This window comes from Stenotrophomonas maltophilia group sp. LNF247 (genome assembly GCF_054083135.1).
Genome location: NZ_JBSRQL010000021.1, coordinates 40348 through 60565, shown reverse-complemented (window position 1 = coordinate 60565; position 20218 = coordinate 40348). Strand labels below are relative to the sequence as shown.

Here is a 20218-nt window from a genome sequence, read left to right as displayed (position 1 = left end):
ACTGTCGAAGGCGGGGTGGGCCCGGTTGAGGGGGCGAGAGCCGCATGGGCCCGAGGTATGCCTCGGGCGGGTTGGGCAGGACGCCCAACCCCGGTCTTGCCGTGTGCGCAGGACAGCGCACACGAGCAAGCGGCAACTGAGCTTACATGGGTGAGGGCGCTTTGCTTGCGAAGCACCGCTTCGCAAGCGCCCGAACGCACAGCCGCCAGCGGCTGGGCCGGGCCCCGGAGGGGGACTTGCAGCGTCCCCCTCAACCGGCCCCACCCCGCCACCCCACGGATAGCGCGCTTCGGCTGTTGCCGTTGCCTCTGCGGGTGCAGGGCTGCAAGCCCTGCCAACCAAAACCCCTCAGTGAGCAGCAGGCCGCGACGGCGGCAGCCACGCCGCCACGATGCCCAGCAGCGGCAGGAACGCAGTCAGCTGATAGACGTACTCGATGCTGGTCTTGTCCGCCAGCAGGCCCAGCACGGCGGCACCCAGCCCGCCCATACCGAACGCGAAACCGAAGAACAGGCCGGACACCATGCCGATCCGGTGCGGCATCATTTCCTGCGCATAGACCACGATGGCCGAGAACGCCGAGGACAGCACGAAACCGATCAGCACCGCCAGCACCGTGGTCCAGAACAGATCGGCATGCGGCAGCATCAGTGCGAACGGCGCAACGCCCAGGATCGAGGTCCAGATGATCGGCTTGCGGCCGATGCGGTCACCCAGCGGGCCGCCGAGGAAGCCACCGGCGGCGGATGCCACCAGGAACGCGAACAGGTGCAGCTGCGCCTGTGCCACCGGAATGCCGAAGTGGTGGATCAGGTAGAAGGTAAAGTAGCTGCCGATGCTGGCCATGTAGAAGTATTTGCTGAAGATCAGCACCAGCAGGATCGCCAGCACCTTGGCCACGGTGCGCGACGGATGCCGCAGGGCCATCGACGCGGTACTGGCCGGACGCGGTGTGCCCAGGTGCAGTGCATACCAGCGGCCCACATAGGTCAGCAATGCGATGCCGATCAGGGCGGCGCCGGCAAACCACGATGCGGCATGCTGGCCATACGGCACGATCACCGCCGCGGCAATCAGCGGGCCCAGCGCGGTACCGAAGTTGCCGCCGACCTGGAACACCGACTGCGCGAAACCATGGCGACCGCCCGAGGCCAGCCGCGCGATGCGCGAGGCTTCCGGATGGAAGATGGCCGAACCAATGCCGACCATCGCCGCCGCCATCAGCACCACCGCGTAGTTCGGTGCGAAGCCCAGCAGCAGCATGCCGCACAGGGTCGAGGCCATGCCGATCGGCAGCGAGTACGGCGCCGGGCGGCGGTCGGTGGCCATGCCGATCAACGGCTGGAAGATCGAAGCGGTGAGCTGATAGGTCAGCGTGATCAGGCCGATCTGGGTGAAGCTCAGGTTGAAGCCGCCCTTGATCACCGGATAGATGGCCAGGATCAGCGACTGCATCATGTCGTTGACGACATGCGAGGTGGAAATGGCGGCCAGCACGCCGGGGGCCACCGGGCGTGAGCTCGTTGCAGGAGAAGCCAGGGTTGACATGGACACAGTCAGGTTGGGGGCGAGCCACGCATGCTACGGTGACCTCCCCCTCCCTTCTGCCGCGTTCGGGTCATGGCATATCGCAAAAAGGACACCCCCTGCCCGGTCCGCGAGACTGCGCCGTGGAACGAGGTTCCGGTGCACCGCCCAGTGACCTGCCGCGCCCGCCACTACAAGCCCGGCACCCACATCGCGCCCCACCGGCACCGCCGTCACCAGCTGGTGTTCGCCATGTCCGGACTGATGGTGGTGCGTGCGGACGGCGGCCGCTGGGTGGTGCCCTCGACCCGCGCGATCTGGGTCCCGGCCGGCATGGCCCATGCGGTGGACTGCATCGCCGAAGTACACATGCGCAGCCTGTACGTGGAGCCGGACTTCGCGCCGCAGCTGCCGGACGAAGCGTTCGCGGTACAGGTGGCGCCGCTGCTGCGCGAGCTGCTGCTGGCCGCCAGCCTGATCGAGACCGCGCATGTGGACGACAGCCGCGACGGCCGCGTGGTGCGCCTGCTGCTGGACGAGCTGCACCGCATGGACGTGCTGCCGCTGCACCTGCCCTCGCCCACCGACCCGCGCCTGCAGCGGATCTGCCAGCACATCCAGAAGCATCCCGGCGACGACGCCACGCTGCAGGATTGGGCGCAGGCCCTGCAGGTGGACGTGAAAACCATCCAGCGCCATTTCGCCAGCGAACTGGGCATGACCTTCGGGCAGTGGCGACAACAGGCGCGGCTGCTGGCCGCACTGGAACGGCTGGCCGTCGGCGACAAGGTCATCGATGTCGCGCTGGCGATGGGTTACGACAGCCCAAGCGCGTTCACCAGCATGTTCAAGCGGCAGCTGGGGCAGACACCTGCGGCGTTTTTCCGCTGACCGCATACGAAAACGCCGGGCATGGCCCGGCGCTACCGTTCAATGCTTGCGTTGAGAACTCAGGACGTCATGCGGTCCCAGAAGCCCTTCACGCCATCGATGAAGGTGGCCGACTTCGGCGAATGCTTGCGCGCTTCCTCACCAACGAAGGTGGCTTCGAACTGCTCCAGCAGCTTGCGCTGCTCGTTGGTGAGGTTGACCGGGGTCTCCACCACCACACGGCAGTACAGGTCACCCTCGCTGCGGCTGCGCACCGAACGTACGCCCTTGCCACGCAGGCGGAACAGCTTGCCGGTCTGGGTCTCGGCCGGGATGCGGATCTCCGCCTCGCCGCCGAGCGTGGCCACGCGCACGGTGTCACCCAGTGCCGCCTGCGAGATGCGGATCGGCACTTCGCAGTGCAGGTCGTCGCCATCGCGCTGGAAGATCGCATGCTCGCGCACGCGCACTTCCACGTACAGGTCGCCCGGCGGCGTACCGGCCGGCCCGGCTTCACCCTCGCCCTGCAGGCGGATGCGGTCACCGGTATCGACGCCCGCCGGCACCTTCACTGACAGCACCTTGTCTTCCTCGACACGGCCGTTGCCGTGGCAGGTCTTGCAGGGCTTGGCGATGATCTGGCCACGGCCGCCGCAGTTGTGGCAGGCCTGCTGCATGGCGAAGATGCCGCGCTGGATGCGCACCTGGCCACGGCCGTGGCAGACGTTGCAGGTCTCGACCTTGCCGTCCTCGGAGCCACTGCCATCGCAGTCGCTGCACTCGGCCAGGGTCGGAATCTCGATGCGGCGCTCGACGCCGCGCACGGCTTCTTCCAGGTCCAGCTCCATCACGTAGCCGATGTCGGCGCCGCGACGGGCCTGGCGCGGACCACCGCCGCCACCAAAGATGTTGCCGAAGATATCGCCGAAGATATCGTTCATGTCCGGGCCGCCCGGACCACCGCCGCCCATGCCGTGCTCGAACGCGGCGTGGCCGTGGCTGTCGTACATGCGGCGCTTGTTGCCGTCGGACAGTACTTCGTAGGCTTCCTTGCACTCCTTGAAGGAGGCTTCGGCCGCCGTATCGCCCGGGTTGCGGTCCGGGTGGAACTTCATCGCGCAGCGACGGTAGGCCTTCTTCAGCTCTTCGTCGGTGGCGGTGCGGGCAACGCCCAGCACTTCGTAGTAATCGCGCTTGCTCATATCGTGAATCGGGTTCCGGAACGTCGGGATTCGTCAAAGCGGAAGAGCGGAACCAGGTCCGCTCTTGCGTCGGGCGCCCCGACACGCCGGTGGGCGGTCAGGACCCTGATGCGACAACGGGACGCTGGTGGCCAGCGTCCCGCGTCGGTCCGGATCAGGACTTCTTGTCGTCCTTGACTTCGGTGAACTCAGCGTCGACCACGTCGTCCTGCGCCTTGCCGGCATTGCCGGCGTCGGCACCCGGGGCACCGCCCTGGTCGGCCGAAGCAGCAGCGAACAGCGACTGGCCAGCTTCTTCCAGTGCCTTCGACTTGGCTTCGATCTGTGCCTTGTCGTCGCCCTTCATCGCGGTTTCCAGGTCAGCCAGCGCTGCCTCGACCTTGCCGATGACATCGCCGCCGACCTTGCTGCCGTGCTCGGTGATCGCGCTGCGGGTGCCGTGGATCAGGGCGTCGGCCTGGTTGCGGGCCTGCACCAGTTCCTGGAACTTCTTGTCTTCTTCGCGGTTGGCTTCCGCGTCGGCGACCATGCGCGCGATCTCCTCCTCGGACAGGCCCGAACCGGCCTTGATCTCGACCTTCTGTTCCTTGTTGGTCTTCTTGTCCTTGGCCGACACATGCAGGATGCCGTTGGCGTCGATGTCGAAGGACACTTCCACCTGCGGCAGACCGCGCGGGGCCGGCTCGATGCCGGACAGGTCGAACTTGGCCAGCGACTTGTTGAAGCGGGCCTGTTCGCGCTCACCCTGCAGCACGTGCACGGTCACGGCCGACTGGTTGTCCTCGGCGGTGGAGAACACCTGCGAGGCCTTGGTCGGGATGGTGGTGTTCTTCTCGATGATCTTGGTGAACACGCCACCCATGGTCTCGATGCCCAGCGACAGCGGGGTCACGTCCAGCAGCAGCACGTCCTTGACGTCGCCGCCCAGCACGCCGCCCTGGATCGCCGCACCCAGTGCCACGGCTTCGTCCGGGTTGACGTCCTTGCGCGGTTCCTTGCCGAAGAACTCGGTCACGGCCTGCTGCACCTTCGGCATGCGGGTCTGGCCGCCGACCAGGATCACTTCGCTGATGTCGCTCGAACGCAGGCCGGCATCGTTCAGGGCGACGCGGCACGGCTCGATCGACTTCCTGATCAGGTCATCCACCAGCGCTTCCAGCTTGGCGCGGGTCAGCTTGATGTTCAGGTGCTTCGGACCCGACGCGTCGGCAGTGACGTACGGCAGGTTCACTTCGGTCTGCTGGGCGCTGGACAGCTCGATCTTGGCGCGCTCGGCAGCGTCCTTCAGGCGCTGCAGGGCCAGCGGATCCTTGCGCAGGTCGATGCCCTGGTCCTTGTTGAACTCTTCAACCAGGTACTCGATGACGCGGTTGTCGAAGTCTTCGCCGCCCAGGAAGGTGTCGCCGTTGGTGGCCAGCACTTCGAACTGCTTTTCACCGTCGACGTTGGCGATCTCGATCACCGAGACGTCGAAGGTGCCGCCGCCCAGGTCGTACACCACGATCTTGCGATCCTTGTTGTCGCCCTTGTCCAGGCCATAGGCCAGCGCGGCCGCGGTCGGCTCGTTGATGATGCGCTTGACGTCCAGGCCGGCGATGCGACCGGCGTCCTTGGTCGCCTGGCGCTGGCTGTCGTTGAAGTAGGCCGGCACGGTGATGACCGCTTCGGTGACCTTCTCACCGAGGAAGTCCTCGGCGGTCTTCTTCATCTTCTCCAGCACCTTGGCCGAGATTTCCTGCGGGGCCATCTTCTTGCCGTCGCTGGTGGCGACCCAGGCGTCGCCATTGTCATGGGCCAGGATGCTGTACGGGACGTGGGCGATGTCCTTCTGCACCTCGCCGTCGGTGAACTTGCGGCCGATCAGGCGCTTCACCGCGTAGAAGGTGTTCTTCGGGTTGGTCACGGCCTGGCGCTTGGCCGAGGCACCGACCAGGACTTCGCCGTCCTTGGTGTAGGCGACGATCGACGGGGTGGTGCGATCGCCTTCCGAATTCTCGATGACGCGGGCCTTGCCGCCGTCCATGATCGCCACGCACGAGTTGGTGGTGCCGAGGTCGATACCAATGATCTTGCCCATGGGGGAGACTCCTGAGGATGCTTGTTGGGGTCAGTCCGGCCGTTCGGCCGGTGGATGAATACGATGTGGGGGAGGCTCGTGGAACATTCAAGCCATCCTCCGAACGCTGTGTTTCCGGTCATCCGGCGCGTTCAGCGTCGGGTCGGGTGGCGGGTCTGTCCGCCGCCCCGGCCCTGCGGGATCACTCGGCGGCCACTACCACCAGCGCCGGCCGCAGCAGGCGCTCGTTGAGCAGGTAGCCCTTCTGGAACACGGTCACCACGCTGCCCGGGGCGGCGCCCGGGGTCGGCGCCTGGCTGATCGCCTGGTGGTGCTCCGGGTTGAACGGCTGGCCGATCGGGTCCAGCAGGACCAGGCCGTTGTCGGCAGCGACCTTGAGCAGCTGCTTGTAGGTCAGCTCCAGGCCTTCGCGCAGCGGGTGCGGGTCGTCGCCGGCGGCCTTCAGGCCGGCGTCCAGGCTGTCGAACACGGGGAGCAGATCGCCCAGCAGCTTCTCGTTGGCGAACTTGCGGGCCTGCTCGATGTCACGGGCAACGCGCTTGCGCTGGTTCTCCAGGTCGGCGCGCTCACGCAGGGCATCGGCCTTGACCTGTTCGATTTCGGCGCGCAGGCGCTCGACTTCGTCGTTGACGCCGGCGGTGGCGGCCGCATCGGCGGCACTCTGCTGGGATTCGATATCTGGCTGTTCGTGGTTCATGTCTGGGTCCCTGGCGGTCAAACTCCGCCTCCAACCACCCTAGTGTGGGCGGGATGCTGCGTTTCAAGCGTCGGATGTTCCCGGCGTGCGCGAGGCCGGTGAAAAGGCCGCGCCGAGCACATCGGCCGTGGCCTGGACCAGCGGGATCACGCGGTCGTAGGCCATCCGCTTGGGACCGATCACGCCCAGCACGCCCAGCACCTGGCCGTTGGCGGTGTACGGGGCGGTGACCAGCGAGACGCCCTGCAGCGGCATCATCCCGGTCTCCTCGCCGATGAAGATGCGCACGCCCGGCGCCTGGATGGTCCGCTCCAGCAGCTGCAGGATCTCGCGCTTGCTGGAGAACAGCTCGAACAGTTCGCGCAGGCGCTCCAGGTCAGACAGGTCCTGCACCCCCATCAGCCGGGTCTGGCCGGCCACCAGCATGTCGTCGGCCGGCGGCTGCAGGGCCTGTTCGGCCAGTTCGATGCTGTGCGCCAGCAGCTGTTCCAGTTCGGACCGGGCATCGCGCAGTTCCAGCAGCAGGCGGGTGCGGATCTCGGCCAGCGGCAGGCCGGCGAAATGCGCATTGAGGTAGTTGGCGACCTGCTCCAGCTGCCCCGGCGCAAACTCCTGGCGGGTCTCGATGACCCGGTTCTGTACCTCGTTGTCGGCGAACACCAGGATCGCCAGCACCCGCCGTCCGTCCAGCGCCACGAAATCGATCTGGCGGAAGGCGAACTGCTCCCGCCGCGGGGCGCTGACCACGCCGACGAAGTGGCTCATCGCCGACAACAGTTCCGAAGCGCTGCCGAGCAGGGCCTGGGTGCTGCCACCGCCGGCCAGCTCCTGGCGCAGCCGGGCCAGCTCGCCCTCGCCCGGCGGCTGCATCTGCAGCAGGCTGTCGACGAATACCCGGTAGCCGTGCGCGGTCGGTACCCGCCCGGCCGAGGTATGCGGCGAGGCCAGCAGGCCCAGGTCCTCCAGGTCGCCGAGGATGTTGCGGATGGTGGCCGGGCTGACCTCCAGCCCGGCCACGCGTGCCAGCGTCTGCGAGCCCACCGGCTCACCGTCCTGGATATAACGCGCGATCAGCGTGCGCAGCAGATGGCGCGCACGCGGGGCAAGCTGGTCGGGAGAACCGTGCATGGAATCAACCTGTGAGACACGGACACTAGATAATGGCGGCGCATCACCTTGGCAAGTCATTGGACCTCCCGCGCCCGCGTGCTAGCGTTGCGCGGCTGCTGATACCCCCTTACCCATGCTCAGACATCTTTCGATCAAGGATTTCGCCGTCGTCCGCGCTACCGAACTGGAGTTTGGGCCAGGCATGACCGTGGTTTCAGGCGAGACCGGCGCCGGCAAGTCGCTGATGGTCGACGCGCTGGGCTTCCTGTCCGGCCTGCGCGCCGACAGCGGCGTGGTCCGCCATGGCGCCGCCCGCGCCGAGCTTTCCGCAGAGTTCGTGCTGGACCAGCTTCAGGCTGCGCGCCAGTGGCTGGCCGACAACGAGCTGGACGACGAGGACCAATGCCAGCTGCGCCGCGTGATCCGCGCCGACGGCGGTTCCCGGGCCTGGATCAACGGCCGCCCGGTGACCCTGGCCCAGCTGGGCGACCTGGCCTCGTTGCTGGTGGAGATCCACGGCCAGCACGAACAGCAGGCCCTGCTGACGCGCCCGTCGCAGCTGGCGCTGCTGGATGCCTATGCCGGCAACGAGAACGAACGCCGCCAGGTACGGCGCGCCGCCGCGGCCTGGCAGGCACTGGTCGATGAATCGCTGGCGCTGTCGCAACAGGGCGACGTCAGTGACCGGATCGGCTTCCTCGAGCACCAGCTGCGCGAACTGGACCGGGAAGACCTTGAGCCGGAATCGATCGCGGCACTCGGCGCCAGCCACCGTCGCCAGGCCCACGCCAGCGCCCTGCTGAGTGCCTGCCAGGCGGCCAGCAACCAGCTCAACGGTGACGACGGCAGCTCCGCGCTGGACCTGTTGCAGCAGGTGCGCCACGAGCTGTCGCGCCTGATCGAACACGACCCACGGCTGGGCGAGGTGGACGGCCTGATCGAGAATGCCTCGATCCAGCTGCACGAAGCCCTGTCGCTGCTTGACCGCGTGCACGACGATCTGGATGCCGACCCGGAACAGTTCGAGGAGAACGAGCGCCGCCTCGGCCGCCTGCACGACCTGGCCCGCAAGCACCGCGTGCCGATGGACGAGCTGGGCGCGCAACGCGAGCGCATGCATGCCGAAGTGGAGCAACTGCGCGGCGCCGACGAGCGCCTGCAGCGCCTGGCCGGCGAGATCGACAAGGCCGCCGCCGCCTGGCGCGTGCAGGCTGAAGTGCTGTCCGCCAGCCGCCGCAGCGCCGCCGCCGAACTGTCGGCCACCACCACCAGCATCATCGCCGAGCTGGGCATGGGCGGCGGCCAGTTCCTGATCGAGCTGGAACCCCAGGACGCCGGCAAGCCCGACCCACAGGGCGCCGAACGCGTGGAGTTCCTGGTCGCCGCCAACGCCGGCCAGCCGCCGCGCGCCCTGCGCAAGGTGGCCTCGGGCGGTGAACTGTCACGCATCTCGCTGGCCATTGAAGTGGCCGCGCTGGATCTGGACGCGGTGCCGACGATGGTGTTCGACGAAGTGGATTCAGGCATCGGCGGCGCGGTGGCCGACATCGTCGGCCAGAAGCTGCGCGCACTGGGCGAGAAGCGCCAGGTGCTGTGCGTGACCCATCTGCCGCAGGTCGCCTCCAAGGGCCATGCCCATTACCGGGTCAGCAAGGCGCCGGTGGAAGGCATGACCCAGAGCGCCGTGGAAAAGCTGGACAGCAAGGCGCGCGAAGAAGAGCTGGCGCGCATGCTGGGTGGCGTGGAAGTGAGCAAGGAAGCGCGCGCCGCCGCGCGCAAGCTGCTGCAGGTGTAACGCCGCCCGAGCCGGGCATAGGCCCGGCTTCCGCGCGGTAGTGCCGGCCGCTGGCCGGCAACCCAACACGGGTGGGCGAAGATCGTGAGGTTGCCGGCCAGCGGCCGGCCCTACCCCCGTGGCTGCGTCAGATCGACCTGTTCCACCAGGAAATCGAGGAACGCGCGTACCCGCAGCGGCAGGTAACCGCCCTGCCCCAGGAACACGGCGTGTACTTCTTCTAGGTCACCCGGATTGGCCTCTTCCAGCACCGGCAGCAGGCGCCCGGCGGCGACGTCGTCCTGCACCTGGAACGCGGCCAGGCGGGCCATGCCCAGACCACCCAGCACCAGCTGGCGCAGTGCATCGCCGTTGCTGGCACGGGCGTTGCCGCTGGGCAGCACCATCCGCTCTCGCCCCTCCTGCAGCAGCGGCCAGCCCTGCATCGCACGCGCGTGGCCGATGTCCAGCCGGTTGTGCGACTGCAGTTCGTCGGCGTTGCGCGGCATCCCGTGCCGCTGCAGGTACGCCGGCGCGGCCACGATCATCATCCGCGTCGCGCCCAGCCGTCGCGCCACCAGGCTGGAGCTCTTCAGCGGACCAGCCCTTACCGCAACGTCGGTGCGCTGCTCCAGAAGGTCGATCACTTCATCATTGAGGGTCAGGTCCACCCCCACCTGCGGGTTGCGCGCCAGGAACGCCGGCAGCAGCGGCAACAGGAAATGCTGGCCGAACGGCACGTTGGAGTTGACCCGCAGGCGTCCACGCGGTTCGGCATGGGCACTGGCGCAGCGCTCTGCTTCTTCCAGATCGGCCAGCACCCGCAGGCCCCGCTCGTAGAACGCGCAGCCTTCCGGGGTCAGCTGCAGTTGGCGGGTGGATCGCTGCAGCAATCGCGTGCCCAGCCGCTGCTCCAATCGTGCCACGAGCTTGCTCACCGCAGACGGCGTCATGTCGAGCGTGCGCGCGGCGGCGGAGAAGCCGCCGGTCTCGATGACCCGCACGAACACTTCCAGCTCGCCGGATCGGTTGATGTCGGGTCGCGCCATGACGATGAATCCAGTTCACAGATGATTGTCCATGCGCAGTCTAGTTCACAGATGGCCGGAGAATCACCATGGCAATTCCTCCTTCCCGGGATTGCCCGATGAACCGCTTGAGCCAGTTCACCGCCGCCGCATTGATTGCCCTGTCCGGCGCTGCCAGCGCGGCCACGGCCCCGCACTGGGTCGCCAGCTGGCAGGCCAGCCCGCAACCGGTCTGGGGCGCGGATTTCCTCTTCCCAACCCTGGTTCCGGCCGCGCTGCATGACAAGACTTTCCGCCAGACCGCGCGCATCAGCCTGGGCGGGGCGCGGCTGCGGGTGCGGCTGAGCAATGCCTACGGTACCCAGCCGTTGCGGATCGGAGCGGCCAGCATCTCCGCACGCATGGGCGGCGCGCCTCACCCGCTCAGCTTCGACGGCCAGCCCAGCGTGGTGATCGGCCCCGGCCAGGAACGGCTGAGCGATCCGCTGGCGCTTGCCACGGATGACCGGCAGGCGCTGCAGGTCAGTGTCTTCGTGCCGGGGCCGGCGGCGGTCCAGACGTTCCATTGGGACGGTCGCCAGACCAGCTGGATCGCCGCTGGCGACCAGAGCCGGGCCCAGGCGCTGCGCGCTGCCAGCAGCACCACCGCGCGCCTGCTCCTGGCCGGTATCGAGGTCGAGGCCAACGCCAGCGCGCGCAGCGTGGTGGTGATCGGCGACTCGATCACCGATGGCGCCACGGCCAGCCTCGACCAGGACCAGCGCTGGACCGACCATCTGGCCGCGCGCCTCGCCCCGCGCGGGGTGGCGGTGGTCAATGCGGGCATTTCCGGCAATCGGCTGCTGAGCGACGGCATGGGTGAGTCCGCCCTGGCCCGTTTCCAGCGCGATGCACTGGATCAACCCGGTGTGGCGAGCGTCATCGTGCTGATCGGCATCAACGACATCAGCTGGCCCGGCACGGCGTTCGCCCGGGGCCAGGCCAGGCCAACGCTGGCCGAACTGCAGGCGGGCTATCGCACCCTGGCAGAACAGGCCCGCAGGCGTGGTGTGCGGATAATCGGCGCCACCCTGCCACCGTTCGCTGGTGCCCTGCCCGGCACGCCGCTGGACGACTACTACCACCCGGACAAGGACGCCCTGCGGCGGCAACTCAATGCCTGGCTGCGTACGGACAGCCCGTTCGACGCGGTGATCGACCTGGACGCAGCGCTGCGCGACCCGGCCGAGCCGTTACGGATGGCCGCCGCCTACGACTCCGGCGATCACCTGCATCCGGGTGATGCAGGGAACCGGGCGATGGCCGAGGCGGTGGACCTGGACCTCCTGATGGGATCATCCAGGCGTGGCGGGAATCTACCGTAAGCAACGAAAAACCCCGGGCAGGCCCGGGGTTTCGTCGCATCCAGCGGGCCTGAACGGCCTACTTCCGCTTCTTGCGCACGTACAGCACCAGCGAGTGCTCTTCCAGCTCGTAGCCATGGTCGGCCGCGATCTTGCGCTGCAGCTCCTCGATCTCATGGCTCTCGAACTCGATGATCTTGCCGCTGTCCACGTCGACCATGTGGTCGTGGTGGCCACCACGGTCCAGTTCGTAAACGGCCTGGCCGCCCTCGAAATTGTGCTTGAGCACGAGGCCGGCAGCCTCGAACTGGGTCAGCACCCGGTAGACGGTCGCCAGGCCGATCTCGTCGCCATGCTCGAGCAGCTGGCGGTAGATGTCCTCGGCGGTCATGTGATGCTGGTGATGCTGGGCATTGCGCTGCTCGAGCAGCGCCAGGATCCGCATCCGCGGATGGGTCACCTTCAGGCCGACTTTACGCAGGTCGTGGGTTTCCATAGGTCTCCGTTCATTGGCGATTTAGCGCCAGCTGCCTCGGATTGGGTCGCGGTGGCACGCCGGGAGTGTATCATCGGTTTGATTTCCCCAACCGCCAGTCCCGATGCGCAATCTCCTGTTGGTCGCCGCCGTCGCCCTGTCCACCACCGGGTGCGGCATCATCTACAAGCAACCCATCTATCAGGGCAACCTGATCCGGGAAGATGCCGTGGCCAAGCTGCAGGTCGGGCAGAGCAAGCAGCAGGTCACCGCGCTGCTGGGCACCCCGTCCATTCCCGACCCGTTCCACGCCCAGCGCTGGGACTACACGTCCAGCCAGCGCGTGAACCGCCTGGGCCGTACCGAAGTGAAGAACTTCGTGGTGTTCTTCGAGAATGACACCGTGACCCGCTGGGAGGGCGATTACTTCCCGGGCAACGACAAGGCCCTGGCCCAGCAGACCGTGCGCCAGTTCGGCCGCAACCTGCCCAAGGACAAGAAGAAGAAGGGCCGTTAAGCGCCCAGCCCCGTCCGCAGGGACGGGTTGCCGGGATCAACCGCCGAGCGCGCGACGCCGGCGGTTGTCCTTGGGATCGGCCAGCAGCGGGCGCAACAGCTCGACGCGGTCGCCATCCAGCAGCACCTGCTGCGGACGCGCCAGGACGCCGTGCACGGCAGCGGCCGGACAATCGGCACTGCCTTCCAGCGCCGCAGCGGCAATGGCGTCGGCCACGGTGGCACCCTCCTCCAGTTTCAGTCGGCACGACAGCACCCGCTGCGGCCAGGCCAGTACCACCTCGACCTCGATCATCGCTCAGCCCTCGTCGGCGACGCGGACGAAATCGTTGACCATCCGATCGGCCAGGCCCTGGAAGCCGATCGCCAGCGCCGGACCGAGCAGGCGCGAGCTGGGTTCGAACTCCAGGGTCAGGGTGACCTTGCAGGCATCCTCGGCCAGCGCATGGAATTCCCAGCGGCCGTGCAGCTGCTTGAACGGGCCATCGCGCAGCTGCATATCGATGCTGTGTGGGCGCTGCAGGGTGTTTTCGGTCTGGAACCAGGTGCTGAAAGAGCCCAGGCCGAGGTCCAGGCGCGCCACCAGGCGGTCCTCGCCCTGCTCCAGGATCTGGGCGGCCGAACACCAGCGGAAACGGCGCGGATAGGCCTGGACATCGTTGACCAGGTCGAACATGCGCGCAGCCGAATGTTCGACCAGGGCGCTGCGGCGGATAGTAGGCATGAATACAGGACGTTTCGGCAATCGACCGGGCGGGCCCGAATCGGAGACAATACGGAAATGAGCAAGAACAGCGGCAAGGATAAAGCAAAGAGCGCGACGGCCAACAAAACCATCGCGTTGAACAAGCGTGCCCGCCACGAGTATCACATCGAAGAGCGCTTCGAGGCCGGCCTCGCCCTGCAGGGCTGGGAGGTCAAGTCGATCCGCGCAGGCCGTGGCAACATCATCGACGCCTACGCCTATGTGAAGCGCGGCGAGATCTACCTGATCGGTGCACAGATCACCCCGTTGATCCAGGCCTCCACCCACGTGGTCGCCGAGGACCGCCGCGAGCGCAAGCTGCTGCTGCACCGGAACGAGATCGACAAGCTGATCGGCAAGGTCGAGCGCGACGGCTACACGATCGTGCCTACCGCGATGTACTGGAGCAAGAACAAGATCAAGCTTGAGATCGCACTGGCCAAGGGCAAGCAGAACCACGACAAGCGCGATGCCGCCAAGGACCGCGACTGGGCGATCGAGAAACAACGCGTGATGCGTCGCGGCAACCGCGACGCGTAAGGCGGCTGCGCAGCACCCTGTAGAGCCGAGCCATGCTCGGCTGCTTTGGCTTTCTGTAGAGCCGAGCTGTGCTCGGCTTCCGCGTTCGTAGAGCCGAGCTGTGTTCGACTGCCGTGAAGCAGCCGAGCATAGGCTCGGCTCTACAACACGATGCGGTTCAGCTGGCCAGAACGCCCTGCCTGCGCATCCTCGGCGCCAGCGCCGCATGCATCACCGCCAGGTGCATCACCACCGAAAGTTCCGGAGCGTGGCGATCATCACCGGCGCGCCACTGCTGCGCCAGCCGCGCGGCGTCGACGGGCAGCAGGGCCAGCAACTGGGCGTCGTCCAGCGCATCGGCGGAAGCCTGCAACTGTCGCGCAACTTGCCGCGACTGCCACACATGCACGCCAATGCTGAGGCTGGCCAGCGACATCAAGGTCAGGGCCAGGCCATGTTCGAACCACTGTGACAGTACATCCGGGCCCCACAGCAGCGCGGCGAGCACCGCCAGCGCCGGCAGCCGCCAGCCCAGCCAATGCAAGCGCCCACGCTGCGGCCAGTGCACCACCACCGCACTGGAGACCAGCGCGGCTGCCGCCGTCGCCGGCAGCTCGGTCGGCCAGGTGGCCGCCAGCAGCACCGCCAGCACCGCCCAGACCCAGCCGGGCGGCAACGCGCGCCGCTGGTAGTCGGCCCCGACGGGTCCAACCAGCTGTCGCAGGCTGCGTTGTTGGCTTGCCTCGGTCACCCACAGTCTCCCTGTCTGTCCTGGCTTGGATGGTCGTCGCCAGTGTGTCGCAAATTCGTGCCCATGACGTTACCAATCCGCTATGACGGAGGCTCTACAACTTGTTGTGGATTGCCACGGTGACTGTTCAGCTGTTTTGGCGTAGCATTGGCAGCGTTGGGCAGGCCCCGCTCGTGGCAACACGGCATTGGCCCTGTACATTGCAGCACTGTAGAAACCGGGGGTGCATTGGTTTCGACGGGGGTTGTGAAGTCGCCTGGCGCATGCCGAGGGGGTAGCTTTCCTCGTAAATCCAGCTGCAAAACTCTAGTTGCCAACGACGACAACTACGCTCTGGCCGCTTAAGGCCTAAGCCTCGAAACCGCTTGTGTCCATGCTCGCGGTGTAGAGTCACTATCATGGAATCGCGCTGGGCGGCTGCCTGTCAGCCCGGCACTAGAACACAACAGGCTGGTTCCCGGATGCGCTTTGCGCACCGTGCTGTTCGGGGACGAGATCCAACGGTGAGCTAAGCATGTAGTGCTGGGGATGGAGTGCCTTCGGACGGCGGTTCAATTCCGCCCACCTCCACCATCTGTATGGCCTGTCGAGGCCGCAAGAAGCCGGATCTCCCGTCAACCGGGGTTCCGGCTTTTTTGTGCCTGCACGTCGCGGAGGATGTGTGGCGCATAATCGGGATGACACCTCCAACAGCCCCTCACTCCGCGATCGCCAGAAGGATCTGCCATGAAAGCCCCCCTCGCGATGTCCCTGCTCCTCACCGCCCTGGCCGCAGCCCCAGCCACGCACGCCTCCACACCCACCATCGCGCCGCCAGGCACCGCAACGTTGGAAGCCCTGCTGTCCTGCAGACCTGGCTCCAACTTCAGCGAGGCCGAAGCCATCGATGCCCTGCAGGCAGCCGGCCTGGCCAAGAAGCCGGGCGGTACATTCGAACCGGAGGACAAGCCGGTCGCGCTGTTTGGTGGCACGGTCACCAGTGCCGATGTGAACGTGGCCGAAGGCGAGAGGAGCCTCTTCGTGTACTTGAACGGTGTCGATGCCAAGCGCCTGGCCAAGGCCTGGTCGGTGACCGAAGTCAACGAGCACGCCAATACCGAAGAACCGTCGTACGCGAAGCGCATCGACAAGCGCCATACCCTGCACGTGATCGCGGGCGACGATTACGAGGGCTATTCGGCCGCAGTGAAATGCCAGATCAGCCGCTGATGGCGTAGCCAACGCTACAGCCAGCGCGGCACGCGACGACGGTACTGCGCGTACGCCTCGGGAAAGCGCGCCATCAGTGCCCGCTCCTCCGGCAGGATCTGCAACCGCGTGATGTACGCCAGGAACAGCGGGACCACGATCAGCGCGATCAGATGCTGCAGGTACACCATGGCTCCCAGCAGAACCAGCGCCTGGCCCAGATACATCGGATTCCGTGTGCGGCGGTAGACCCCGCTGGTAACCAGCACGCTCGAGGCCGAAGGTCGCAGAGGATTGACGGTGGTGCCTGCTCGCCGGAAGGAGACCTTGGGCAGCAGGTTGAGCACCACACCGAGCGCCATCGTCAGACCCGCCAGTAGCGCCGGCACCGGTGCCCGAAAGGCAGAACCCGGCCACAGCCTGCACGCTGCATAGCCGACAGCTGCACACAGCAGCATCACCATGGGCGGGGGAACACGTGTTTCCAGCCAGGTCATCACGATCACCAAGCACGTTCCACCACAGTGTCACACGGGAATGCCCGGATCGCACGGCGGACGCATCGGCCAGGCCCAATCCGGCCAGTGGATTCCGCTTTGACAGACCGACCGCTAGAGTGGCGCCTCCGCGCAGGAGGATCGCATGGCTACCACGGGCTTGGTCTTGATCGGCCGCACGACCCTCATCATCACCGCGCTGCTCAGCCTGGGAGGTTGCGCGACGCTGCGGCAGTTCGGGCCTTCGGTGCAGGTCGCCTCGGTCACGCCCGGCCAGTACATCGCGCTCAAGCGCGGTGACATCCTCACCTCCGGCAAGCTCAGTGCGGCGACCACGGAGACGCTGCGCGTGGCCGGCCTTGATGAAGGTGTCTGCGCCAAGCCCGGCCTGCCCTGCATCGAAGCGATGGAAGCCAGCATCGTCGTGCGCGAGGAGGACAAGCGCTCCAGCCTGGCCGAGCTGTGGCTGCAGCATGCGATGACCCTGCCGGCGCCGAAGCGCGAGTACTCCGCCTCGGGTCGCGCCAAGACCGCAATCAACGAGTTGGATGCCGACTTCCAGCCGCGCCTGGACGCATGGATGCAGGTCGCGCGCCAGGCCTACGCCTACCTGTTCTTCACCGAGCGCACCGCCAACCAGCGCGGCTTCGAAGACCGCCAGACCCAGGTGCGCGACTATTACAACCTGGCCGTGCAGGAGGCGTCGGTGCAGCTGTACGACGCCTACGCCACCGGGCGCGTGCACAACGATGCCAACCATCTCCAGCTGGGCCGCTGGACGTTCGTGCTGGCTCCTCCAGGGGAAGCATCGGCGTTGGACGAGCGTACACCGACCGAACTGGTACCCGCCGCCTCGCTGTCGTTCACCGGCACGCTGCGCAGCGTGCACCGCCGCGATGGCTTCGGTGCCGAACTGGTGGCCGTGATGGATGACCCGGCCGCAACCACGCCCAGCACTACGCCGGCAGCGGTGCAGGCAAGCCCTTCCGCCACGCAGAGCTGGAGCGAGATGCCTTCGCCATCGATGACGGTGCTGCTGCGCTTCTCGGGAAAGAACCTGTGGGAAGTGCTGCACGATGACGAGCCGGAGCTGGAGATTCACGATCCCTACCAGGTTTCGGAAGTAACCCTGCACGGCCAGCACGTGCCATTGGCGGCCAACTTCACCGCCGGCTATGCGTTGTGGCTGGCCCGTTCCAATTTCAGCCGGCAGTCGCTGCGCTCGCTGTTCGGGGGCAAGGGCGGCATCGACACGCCGCATCTGTACATGATGCAGCCCTACGATCCCAACCGTCGCGTACTGCTGATGATCCATGGCCTGGCCAGCAGTCCGGAAGCCTGGGTCAACGTGGCCAACGAACTGCTGCGCGACGACGAGATCCGCCAGGACTTCCAGGTCTGGCAGTTCTACTACCCCACCAACATGCCCATCGCGATGAGCCACGATGCGATGCGCCACACGCTGGATGAGGTGTTCAAGCATTTCGACCCCAGCGGCAAGGCGCGGGCTTCGCATGACATGGTCCTGGTCGGGCACAGCATGGGTGGGGTGATCGCGCGGTTGATGGTTTCCTCTTCCGGCGATCATCTGGTCGATACCCTGCTGGCAACCGCGCAGATGACGCCGGCACAGCGTGAACTGCTGCGCACCAAGGGCGCACCGGTGCTGACCTTCCTGCCGGAACCGGCAGTGTCGCGGGTGGTGTTCATCGCCACGCCACACCGCGGCACCGATGTGGCGGGCACCCGCCTGGGCCGCTGGATCGGTCGCCTGGTGCGGTTGCCGCTGACCGTGCTGGAAGACGTTGCCACCATCGCCAACGACGGCCAGATCGACCGCACCGACGGCAAGCACGGCTACCAGATGAACAGCATCCAGAATCTGGACAAGGACGATCCCTTCGTCCGCGCCGTGGCAGACCTGCCGATGTCGCCGAAGGTGCACTACCACTCGATCATCGCGCGGGCAAAGGCCGATGGTCCGCTGGGAAAGACCAGCGACGGGCTGGTGCCCTACTGGAGCTCGCACCTGCCGCATGCGGACTCGGAGAAGGTGATCGTCTCCGGGCACAGCGTGCAGGAAGCCACGCCGGCCATCGTCGAACTGCGGCGGATCCTGCATGAGGACATGCAGCAACACGGAAACCAGGCCAATTAGCCGTGGGCAGCTGAGGGAAATCCCTCATCGCGCGTGCGCACCCACCCTCCTATGCTGGCCTCACATTTCCCGCAGGAGATCTGCATGAACACGCAAGAGCCCAGCCGCCAGCCCAGCCCCGACCCGGCCGAGCGCGATGCCTTCTTCCCGTCTCCCTACTCGCTGTCACAGTTCACATCGCCCAAGAGCAACCTTTCCGGTGCCGACTACCCGGATGCGCGCCGCGATGGCCGCTGGAAGGTGCTGATGATCGCTGCCGACGAACGCTATCTGCCAACTGCCAATGGCCACCTGTTCTCCACCGGCAACCATCCGGTGGAGACCCTGCTGCCGATGTACCACCTCGACAAGGCCGGCTTCGGCATCGACGTAGCCACGCTGTCGGGCAACCCCGCCAAGTTCGAGTGGTGGGCATTTCCAAACGAGGACAAGGAAATCGGCGGGCTGTACGAGCGTTATGCCTCGTGCTTCCGCCAGCCGCTGCCACTGGACGAGGTGGTTGCCGGGCTCGATGCGGATTCGGACTATGCTGCAGTGTTCATCCCCGGTGGCCATGGCGCCCTGATAGGACTGCCGCAGAGCCGCGCGGTGAAGTCCGTCCTGCATTGGGCGATGGCCCAGCAACGCCACATCATCACCCTTTGCCACGGTCCGGCCGCACTGCTGGCTGCGGGCGTGGACGAGGCCGATGGCGGTTCGCTGTTCCGCGGCTACCGCATCTGCGCCTTCCCCGATGCGATGGACCGGCAGACGCCGGAGATCGGCTACATGCCTGGACAGTTGCCGTGGTTCTTCGGTGAGCGCTTGGCACAGCGGGGCGTGCAGATCGTCAATGACGGCATCGATGGCAGCGTGCTGCAGGACCGCCTGCTGCTGACCGGCGACAGCCCGTTGGCTGGCAATGCGCTGGGCAAACTGGCTGCACGCGCCCTGCTCGACGCCTTGGCCGGGCGCTGAGCCGGATGACCGAGCTGGTGCAGGCGCTGCTGGAGCTGGAACGCGCCAGTTCGCTGAGCGCGGTGGGTGCAGTCCTGCGAGGCATCGCGGCACCGCTCGGCTTCGACCGCGTGCTGGTGTTTGCCACCGGCACCGGGCTGGAGCGGGGTACGCAACGCGTGTACTGGATCGAGGGCGACTGGTTCGGCGATGGCAGCGATACCGACCTTGCGCGCTACCTCCACGCCTGCCCCGTCAATCGCCACGTGCTGGACAGCAACGCGCCGTTCTTCTGGAGCAAGCGCCTGGGCGTTCGCGGCGAGCGCTACCAGGTGGTGAAGCAGCCTCGCGGCGAAGGCCTGCATGGGCTGCAGGTGCCGGTGTTCGGCATCACCGGCCTGGAAGGCGCGGTCAGCGTTGCCGGTACGTCAATCGACGCGTCGGCCAACGCGCGCCTGCGGCTGGAAGCTGCTGCAACCGCAGCATTCCGGGCCGCGCGCCGTCTGGCCGAATCACCTGCCGAGCGTTCGGGAAGCGCACTGAGCAACCGCGAGCGCGAAGTGCTGCGCTGGGTCGCCGCCGGCCGCCGGCAAGCTGAGATCGCGGCCACGCTTGGGCTTTCCACGCGCACGGTGGAGAACCACCTGCGCCACGCGCGGCAACGGCTGGGTGTGGCGACCACCGCGCAGGCAGTGCGTGCCGCCAGCCGTCGCGGCGAGATCGAAGACTGATCGCGGCGAGGCACTTCCGGAGCTCTGGTTCGCGTGTTACACACGCCATGCGCATGTGCGCGATTGCAGAAAGC

Annotated in this window: 20 protein-coding genes and 1 other RNA gene; 10 read left to right on the top strand and 11 right to left on the bottom strand. The window is 66.8% G+C overall.

What is annotated here, in order from left to right; all coding sequences use genetic code 11:
* Positions 1-348 precede the first annotated feature (348 nt).
* A complete protein-coding gene (locus ACTXG9_RS17565) occupies positions 349-1548 on the bottom strand; it encodes an MFS transporter (RefSeq protein WP_456115774.1) in 1200 nt (399 codons plus the stop codon).
* Between the two features lie 72 nt (positions 1549-1620).
* On the opposite strand from ACTXG9_RS17565, the gene ACTXG9_RS17560 reads away from it, so the two are divergent.
* A complete protein-coding gene (locus tag ACTXG9_RS17560; protein WP_164162774.1) occupies positions 1621-2418 on the top strand; it encodes an AraC family transcriptional regulator in 798 nt (265 codons plus the stop codon).
* A gap of 59 nt (positions 2419-2477) precedes the next feature.
* On the opposite strand, the gene dnaJ is transcribed toward ACTXG9_RS17560, so the two are convergent.
* The 4 genes from dnaJ to hrcA form a co-directional block, all read right to left on the bottom strand.
* Positions 2478-3599, bottom strand: coding sequence for a molecular chaperone DnaJ (gene dnaJ / locus ACTXG9_RS17555; protein ID WP_021202054.1), 1122 nt, complete (start codon positions 3597-3599; stop codon positions 2478-2480).
* 154 nt (positions 3600-3753) lie between these two features.
* The gene (gene dnaK, locus ACTXG9_RS17550) at positions 3754-5676 is read right to left on the bottom strand and encodes a molecular chaperone DnaK (RefSeq protein ID WP_021202053.1); all 1923 of its coding nucleotides are present in this window, start codon (positions 5674-5676) and stop codon (positions 3754-3756) included.
* A gap of 181 nt (positions 5677-5857) precedes the next feature.
* Positions 5858-6373 carry a nucleotide exchange factor GrpE gene (grpE, locus tag ACTXG9_RS17545; RefSeq protein WP_019661244.1) on the bottom strand — a complete coding sequence of 172 codons (516 nt, stop codon included), beginning with the start codon at positions 6371-6373 and terminating at the stop codon, positions 5858-5860.
* A 63-nt stretch (positions 6374-6436) separates the two neighbouring features.
* Entirely contained in the window at positions 6437-7501 is a 1065-nt protein-coding gene (gene hrcA, locus ACTXG9_RS17540) for a heat-inducible transcriptional repressor HrcA (protein ID WP_019661243.1), read from the bottom strand.
* Between the two features lie 115 nt (positions 7502-7616).
* Here hrcA and recN point away from each other — a divergent pair, with 115 nt between their 5' ends.
* On the top strand, positions 7617-9278 hold the full coding sequence (gene recN, locus ACTXG9_RS17535; RefSeq protein ID WP_456115775.1) for a DNA repair protein RecN: 1662 nt from the start codon (positions 7617-7619) through the stop codon (positions 9276-9278).
* A 110-nt stretch (positions 9279-9388) separates the two neighbouring features.
* Here recN and ACTXG9_RS17530 read toward each other — a convergent pair whose 3' ends face one another.
* Complete coding sequence (locus ACTXG9_RS17530; RefSeq protein WP_019661241.1) at positions 9389-10306, bottom strand: LysR family transcriptional regulator; 918 nt, start codon at positions 10304-10306, stop codon at positions 9389-9391.
* Between the two features lie 98 nt (positions 10307-10404).
* Here ACTXG9_RS17530 and ACTXG9_RS17525 point away from each other — a divergent pair, with 98 nt between their 5' ends.
* Positions 10405-11649, top strand: coding sequence for an SGNH/GDSL hydrolase family protein (locus ACTXG9_RS17525; RefSeq protein ID WP_111099306.1), 1245 nt, complete (start codon positions 10405-10407; stop codon positions 11647-11649).
* Positions 11650-11707: 58 nt separating this feature from the next.
* On the opposite strand, the gene fur is transcribed toward ACTXG9_RS17525, so the two are convergent.
* Positions 11708-12124, bottom strand: coding sequence for a ferric iron uptake transcriptional regulator (gene fur, locus ACTXG9_RS17520; RefSeq protein ID WP_014646807.1), 417 nt, complete (start codon positions 12122-12124; stop codon positions 11708-11710).
* Positions 12125-12227: 103 nt separating this feature from the next.
* Here fur and ACTXG9_RS17515 point away from each other — a divergent pair, with 103 nt between their 5' ends.
* Entirely contained in the window at positions 12228-12620 is a 393-nt protein-coding gene (locus ACTXG9_RS17515; RefSeq protein ID WP_005409234.1) for an outer membrane protein assembly factor BamE, read from the top strand.
* 36 nt (positions 12621-12656) lie between these two features.
* Here ACTXG9_RS17515 and ACTXG9_RS17510 read toward each other — a convergent pair whose 3' ends face one another.
* Positions 12657-12914, bottom strand: coding sequence for an RnfH family protein (locus tag ACTXG9_RS17510; protein ID WP_021202446.1), 258 nt, complete (start codon positions 12912-12914; stop codon positions 12657-12659).
* Positions 12915-12917: 3 nt separating this feature from the next.
* Positions 12918-13343, bottom strand: a complete 426-nt coding sequence (locus ACTXG9_RS17505) for a type II toxin-antitoxin system RatA family toxin (RefSeq protein WP_032959119.1) — start codon at positions 13341-13343, stop codon at positions 12918-12920.
* Positions 13344-13400: 57 nt separating this feature from the next.
* Here ACTXG9_RS17505 and smpB point away from each other — a divergent pair, with 57 nt between their 5' ends.
* The gene (gene smpB, locus ACTXG9_RS17500) at positions 13401-13904 is read left to right on the top strand and encodes an SsrA-binding protein SmpB (protein ID WP_019661238.1); all 504 of its coding nucleotides are present in this window, start codon (positions 13401-13403) and stop codon (positions 13902-13904) included.
* 157 nt (positions 13905-14061) lie between these two features.
* Here smpB and ACTXG9_RS17495 read toward each other — a convergent pair whose 3' ends face one another.
* Positions 14062-14634: a hypothetical protein gene (locus tag ACTXG9_RS17495; RefSeq protein ID WP_019661237.1), complete on the bottom strand. Its 573-nt coding sequence runs from the start codon at positions 14632-14634 to the stop codon at positions 14062-14064.
* Positions 14635-14853: 219 nt separating this feature from the next.
* Between ACTXG9_RS17495 and ssrA the strand changes: the two genes are divergently transcribed.
* Positions 14854-15207: a transfer-messenger RNA gene (gene ssrA, locus ACTXG9_RS17490) on the top strand.
* 153 nt (positions 15208-15360) lie between these two features.
* Positions 15361-15843: a hypothetical protein gene (locus ACTXG9_RS17485; RefSeq protein ID WP_111099304.1), complete on the top strand. Its 483-nt coding sequence runs from the start codon at positions 15361-15363 to the stop codon at positions 15841-15843.
* 14 nt (positions 15844-15857) lie between these two features.
* Here the strand turns inward: ACTXG9_RS17485 and ACTXG9_RS17480 are convergent, their stop codons facing one another.
* Positions 15858-16319 (bottom strand): methyltransferase family protein, encoded by a 462-nt coding sequence (locus tag ACTXG9_RS17480; protein WP_111104902.1) that lies wholly within the window; start codon positions 16317-16319, stop codon positions 15858-15860.
* A gap of 145 nt (positions 16320-16464) precedes the next feature.
* Between ACTXG9_RS17480 and ACTXG9_RS17475 the strand changes: the two genes are divergently transcribed.
* The 3 genes from ACTXG9_RS17475 to ACTXG9_RS17465 all read left to right on the top strand — a co-directional run bounded on the left by ACTXG9_RS17475 (position 16465) and on the right by ACTXG9_RS17465 (position 20144).
* A complete protein-coding gene (locus ACTXG9_RS17475) occupies positions 16465-18477 on the top strand; it encodes an esterase/lipase family protein (protein ID WP_456115776.1) in 2013 nt (670 codons plus the stop codon).
* 84 nt (positions 18478-18561) lie between these two features.
* Entirely contained in the window at positions 18562-19434 is an 873-nt protein-coding gene (gene hchA, locus ACTXG9_RS17470) for a glyoxalase III HchA (protein WP_049483081.1), read from the top strand.
* Positions 19435-19439: 5 nt separating this feature from the next.
* A complete protein-coding gene (locus ACTXG9_RS17465) occupies positions 19440-20144 on the top strand; it encodes a PA1136 family autoinducer-binding transcriptional regulator (RefSeq protein ID WP_111104704.1) in 705 nt (234 codons plus the stop codon).
* The last annotated feature ends 74 nt before the right edge of the window (positions 20145-20218 follow it).

Excerpts from the sequence above, each read along its gene's own strand:
- grpE (WP_019661244.1), bottom strand. The coding sequence starts at position 6,373 with ATGAACCACGAACAGCCAGATATCGAATCCCAGCAGAGTGCCGCCGAT.
- ACTXG9_RS17565 (WP_456115774.1), bottom strand. The coding sequence starts at position 1,548 with ATGTCAACCCTGGCTTCTCCTGCAACGAGCTCACGCCCGGTGGCCCCC.
- ACTXG9_RS17475 (WP_456115776.1), top strand. The coding sequence starts at position 16,465 with ATGGCTACCACGGGCTTGGTCTTGATCGGCCGCACGACCCTCATCATC.
- dnaJ (WP_021202054.1), bottom strand. The coding sequence starts at position 3,599 with ATGAGCAAGCGCGATTACTACGAAGTGCTGGGCGTTGCCCGCACCGCC.
- smpB (WP_019661238.1), top strand. The coding sequence starts at position 13,401 with ATGAGCAAGAACAGCGGCAAGGATAAAGCAAAGAGCGCGACGGCCAAC.
- hrcA (WP_019661243.1), bottom strand. The coding sequence starts at position 7,501 with ATGCACGGTTCTCCCGACCAGCTTGCCCCGCGTGCGCGCCATCTGCTG.
- hchA (WP_049483081.1), top strand. The coding sequence starts at position 18,562 with ATGAACACGCAAGAGCCCAGCCGCCAGCCCAGCCCCGACCCGGCCGAG.
- ACTXG9_RS17465 (WP_111104704.1), top strand. The coding sequence starts at position 19,440 with ATGACCGAGCTGGTGCAGGCGCTGCTGGAGCTGGAACGCGCCAGTTCG.
- ACTXG9_RS17480 (WP_111104902.1), bottom strand. The coding sequence starts at position 16,319 with ATGACCTGGCTGGAAACACGTGTTCCCCCGCCCATGGTGATGCTGCTG.
- ACTXG9_RS17505 (WP_032959119.1), bottom strand. The coding sequence starts at position 13,343 with ATGCCTACTATCCGCCGCAGCGCCCTGGTCGAACATTCGGCTGCGCGC.
- ACTXG9_RS17510 (WP_021202446.1), bottom strand. The coding sequence starts at position 12,914 with ATGATCGAGGTCGAGGTGGTACTGGCCTGGCCGCAGCGGGTGCTGTCG.
- ACTXG9_RS17525 (WP_111099306.1), top strand. The coding sequence starts at position 10,405 with ATGAACCGCTTGAGCCAGTTCACCGCCGCCGCATTGATTGCCCTGTCC.
- ACTXG9_RS17485 (WP_111099304.1), top strand. The coding sequence starts at position 15,361 with ATGAAAGCCCCCCTCGCGATGTCCCTGCTCCTCACCGCCCTGGCCGCA.
- fur (WP_014646807.1), bottom strand. The coding sequence starts at position 12,124 with ATGGAAACCCACGACCTGCGTAAAGTCGGCCTGAAGGTGACCCATCCG.
- recN (WP_456115775.1), top strand. The coding sequence starts at position 7,617 with ATGCTCAGACATCTTTCGATCAAGGATTTCGCCGTCGTCCGCGCTACC.
- dnaK (WP_021202053.1), bottom strand. The coding sequence starts at position 5,676 with ATGGGCAAGATCATTGGTATCGACCTCGGCACCACCAACTCGTGCGTG.
- ACTXG9_RS17530 (WP_019661241.1), bottom strand. The coding sequence starts at position 10,306 with ATGGCGCGACCCGACATCAACCGATCCGGCGAGCTGGAAGTGTTCGTG.
- ACTXG9_RS17560 (WP_164162774.1), top strand. The coding sequence starts at position 1,621 with ATGGCATATCGCAAAAAGGACACCCCCTGCCCGGTCCGCGAGACTGCG.
- ACTXG9_RS17515 (WP_005409234.1), top strand. The coding sequence starts at position 12,228 with ATGCGCAATCTCCTGTTGGTCGCCGCCGTCGCCCTGTCCACCACCGGG.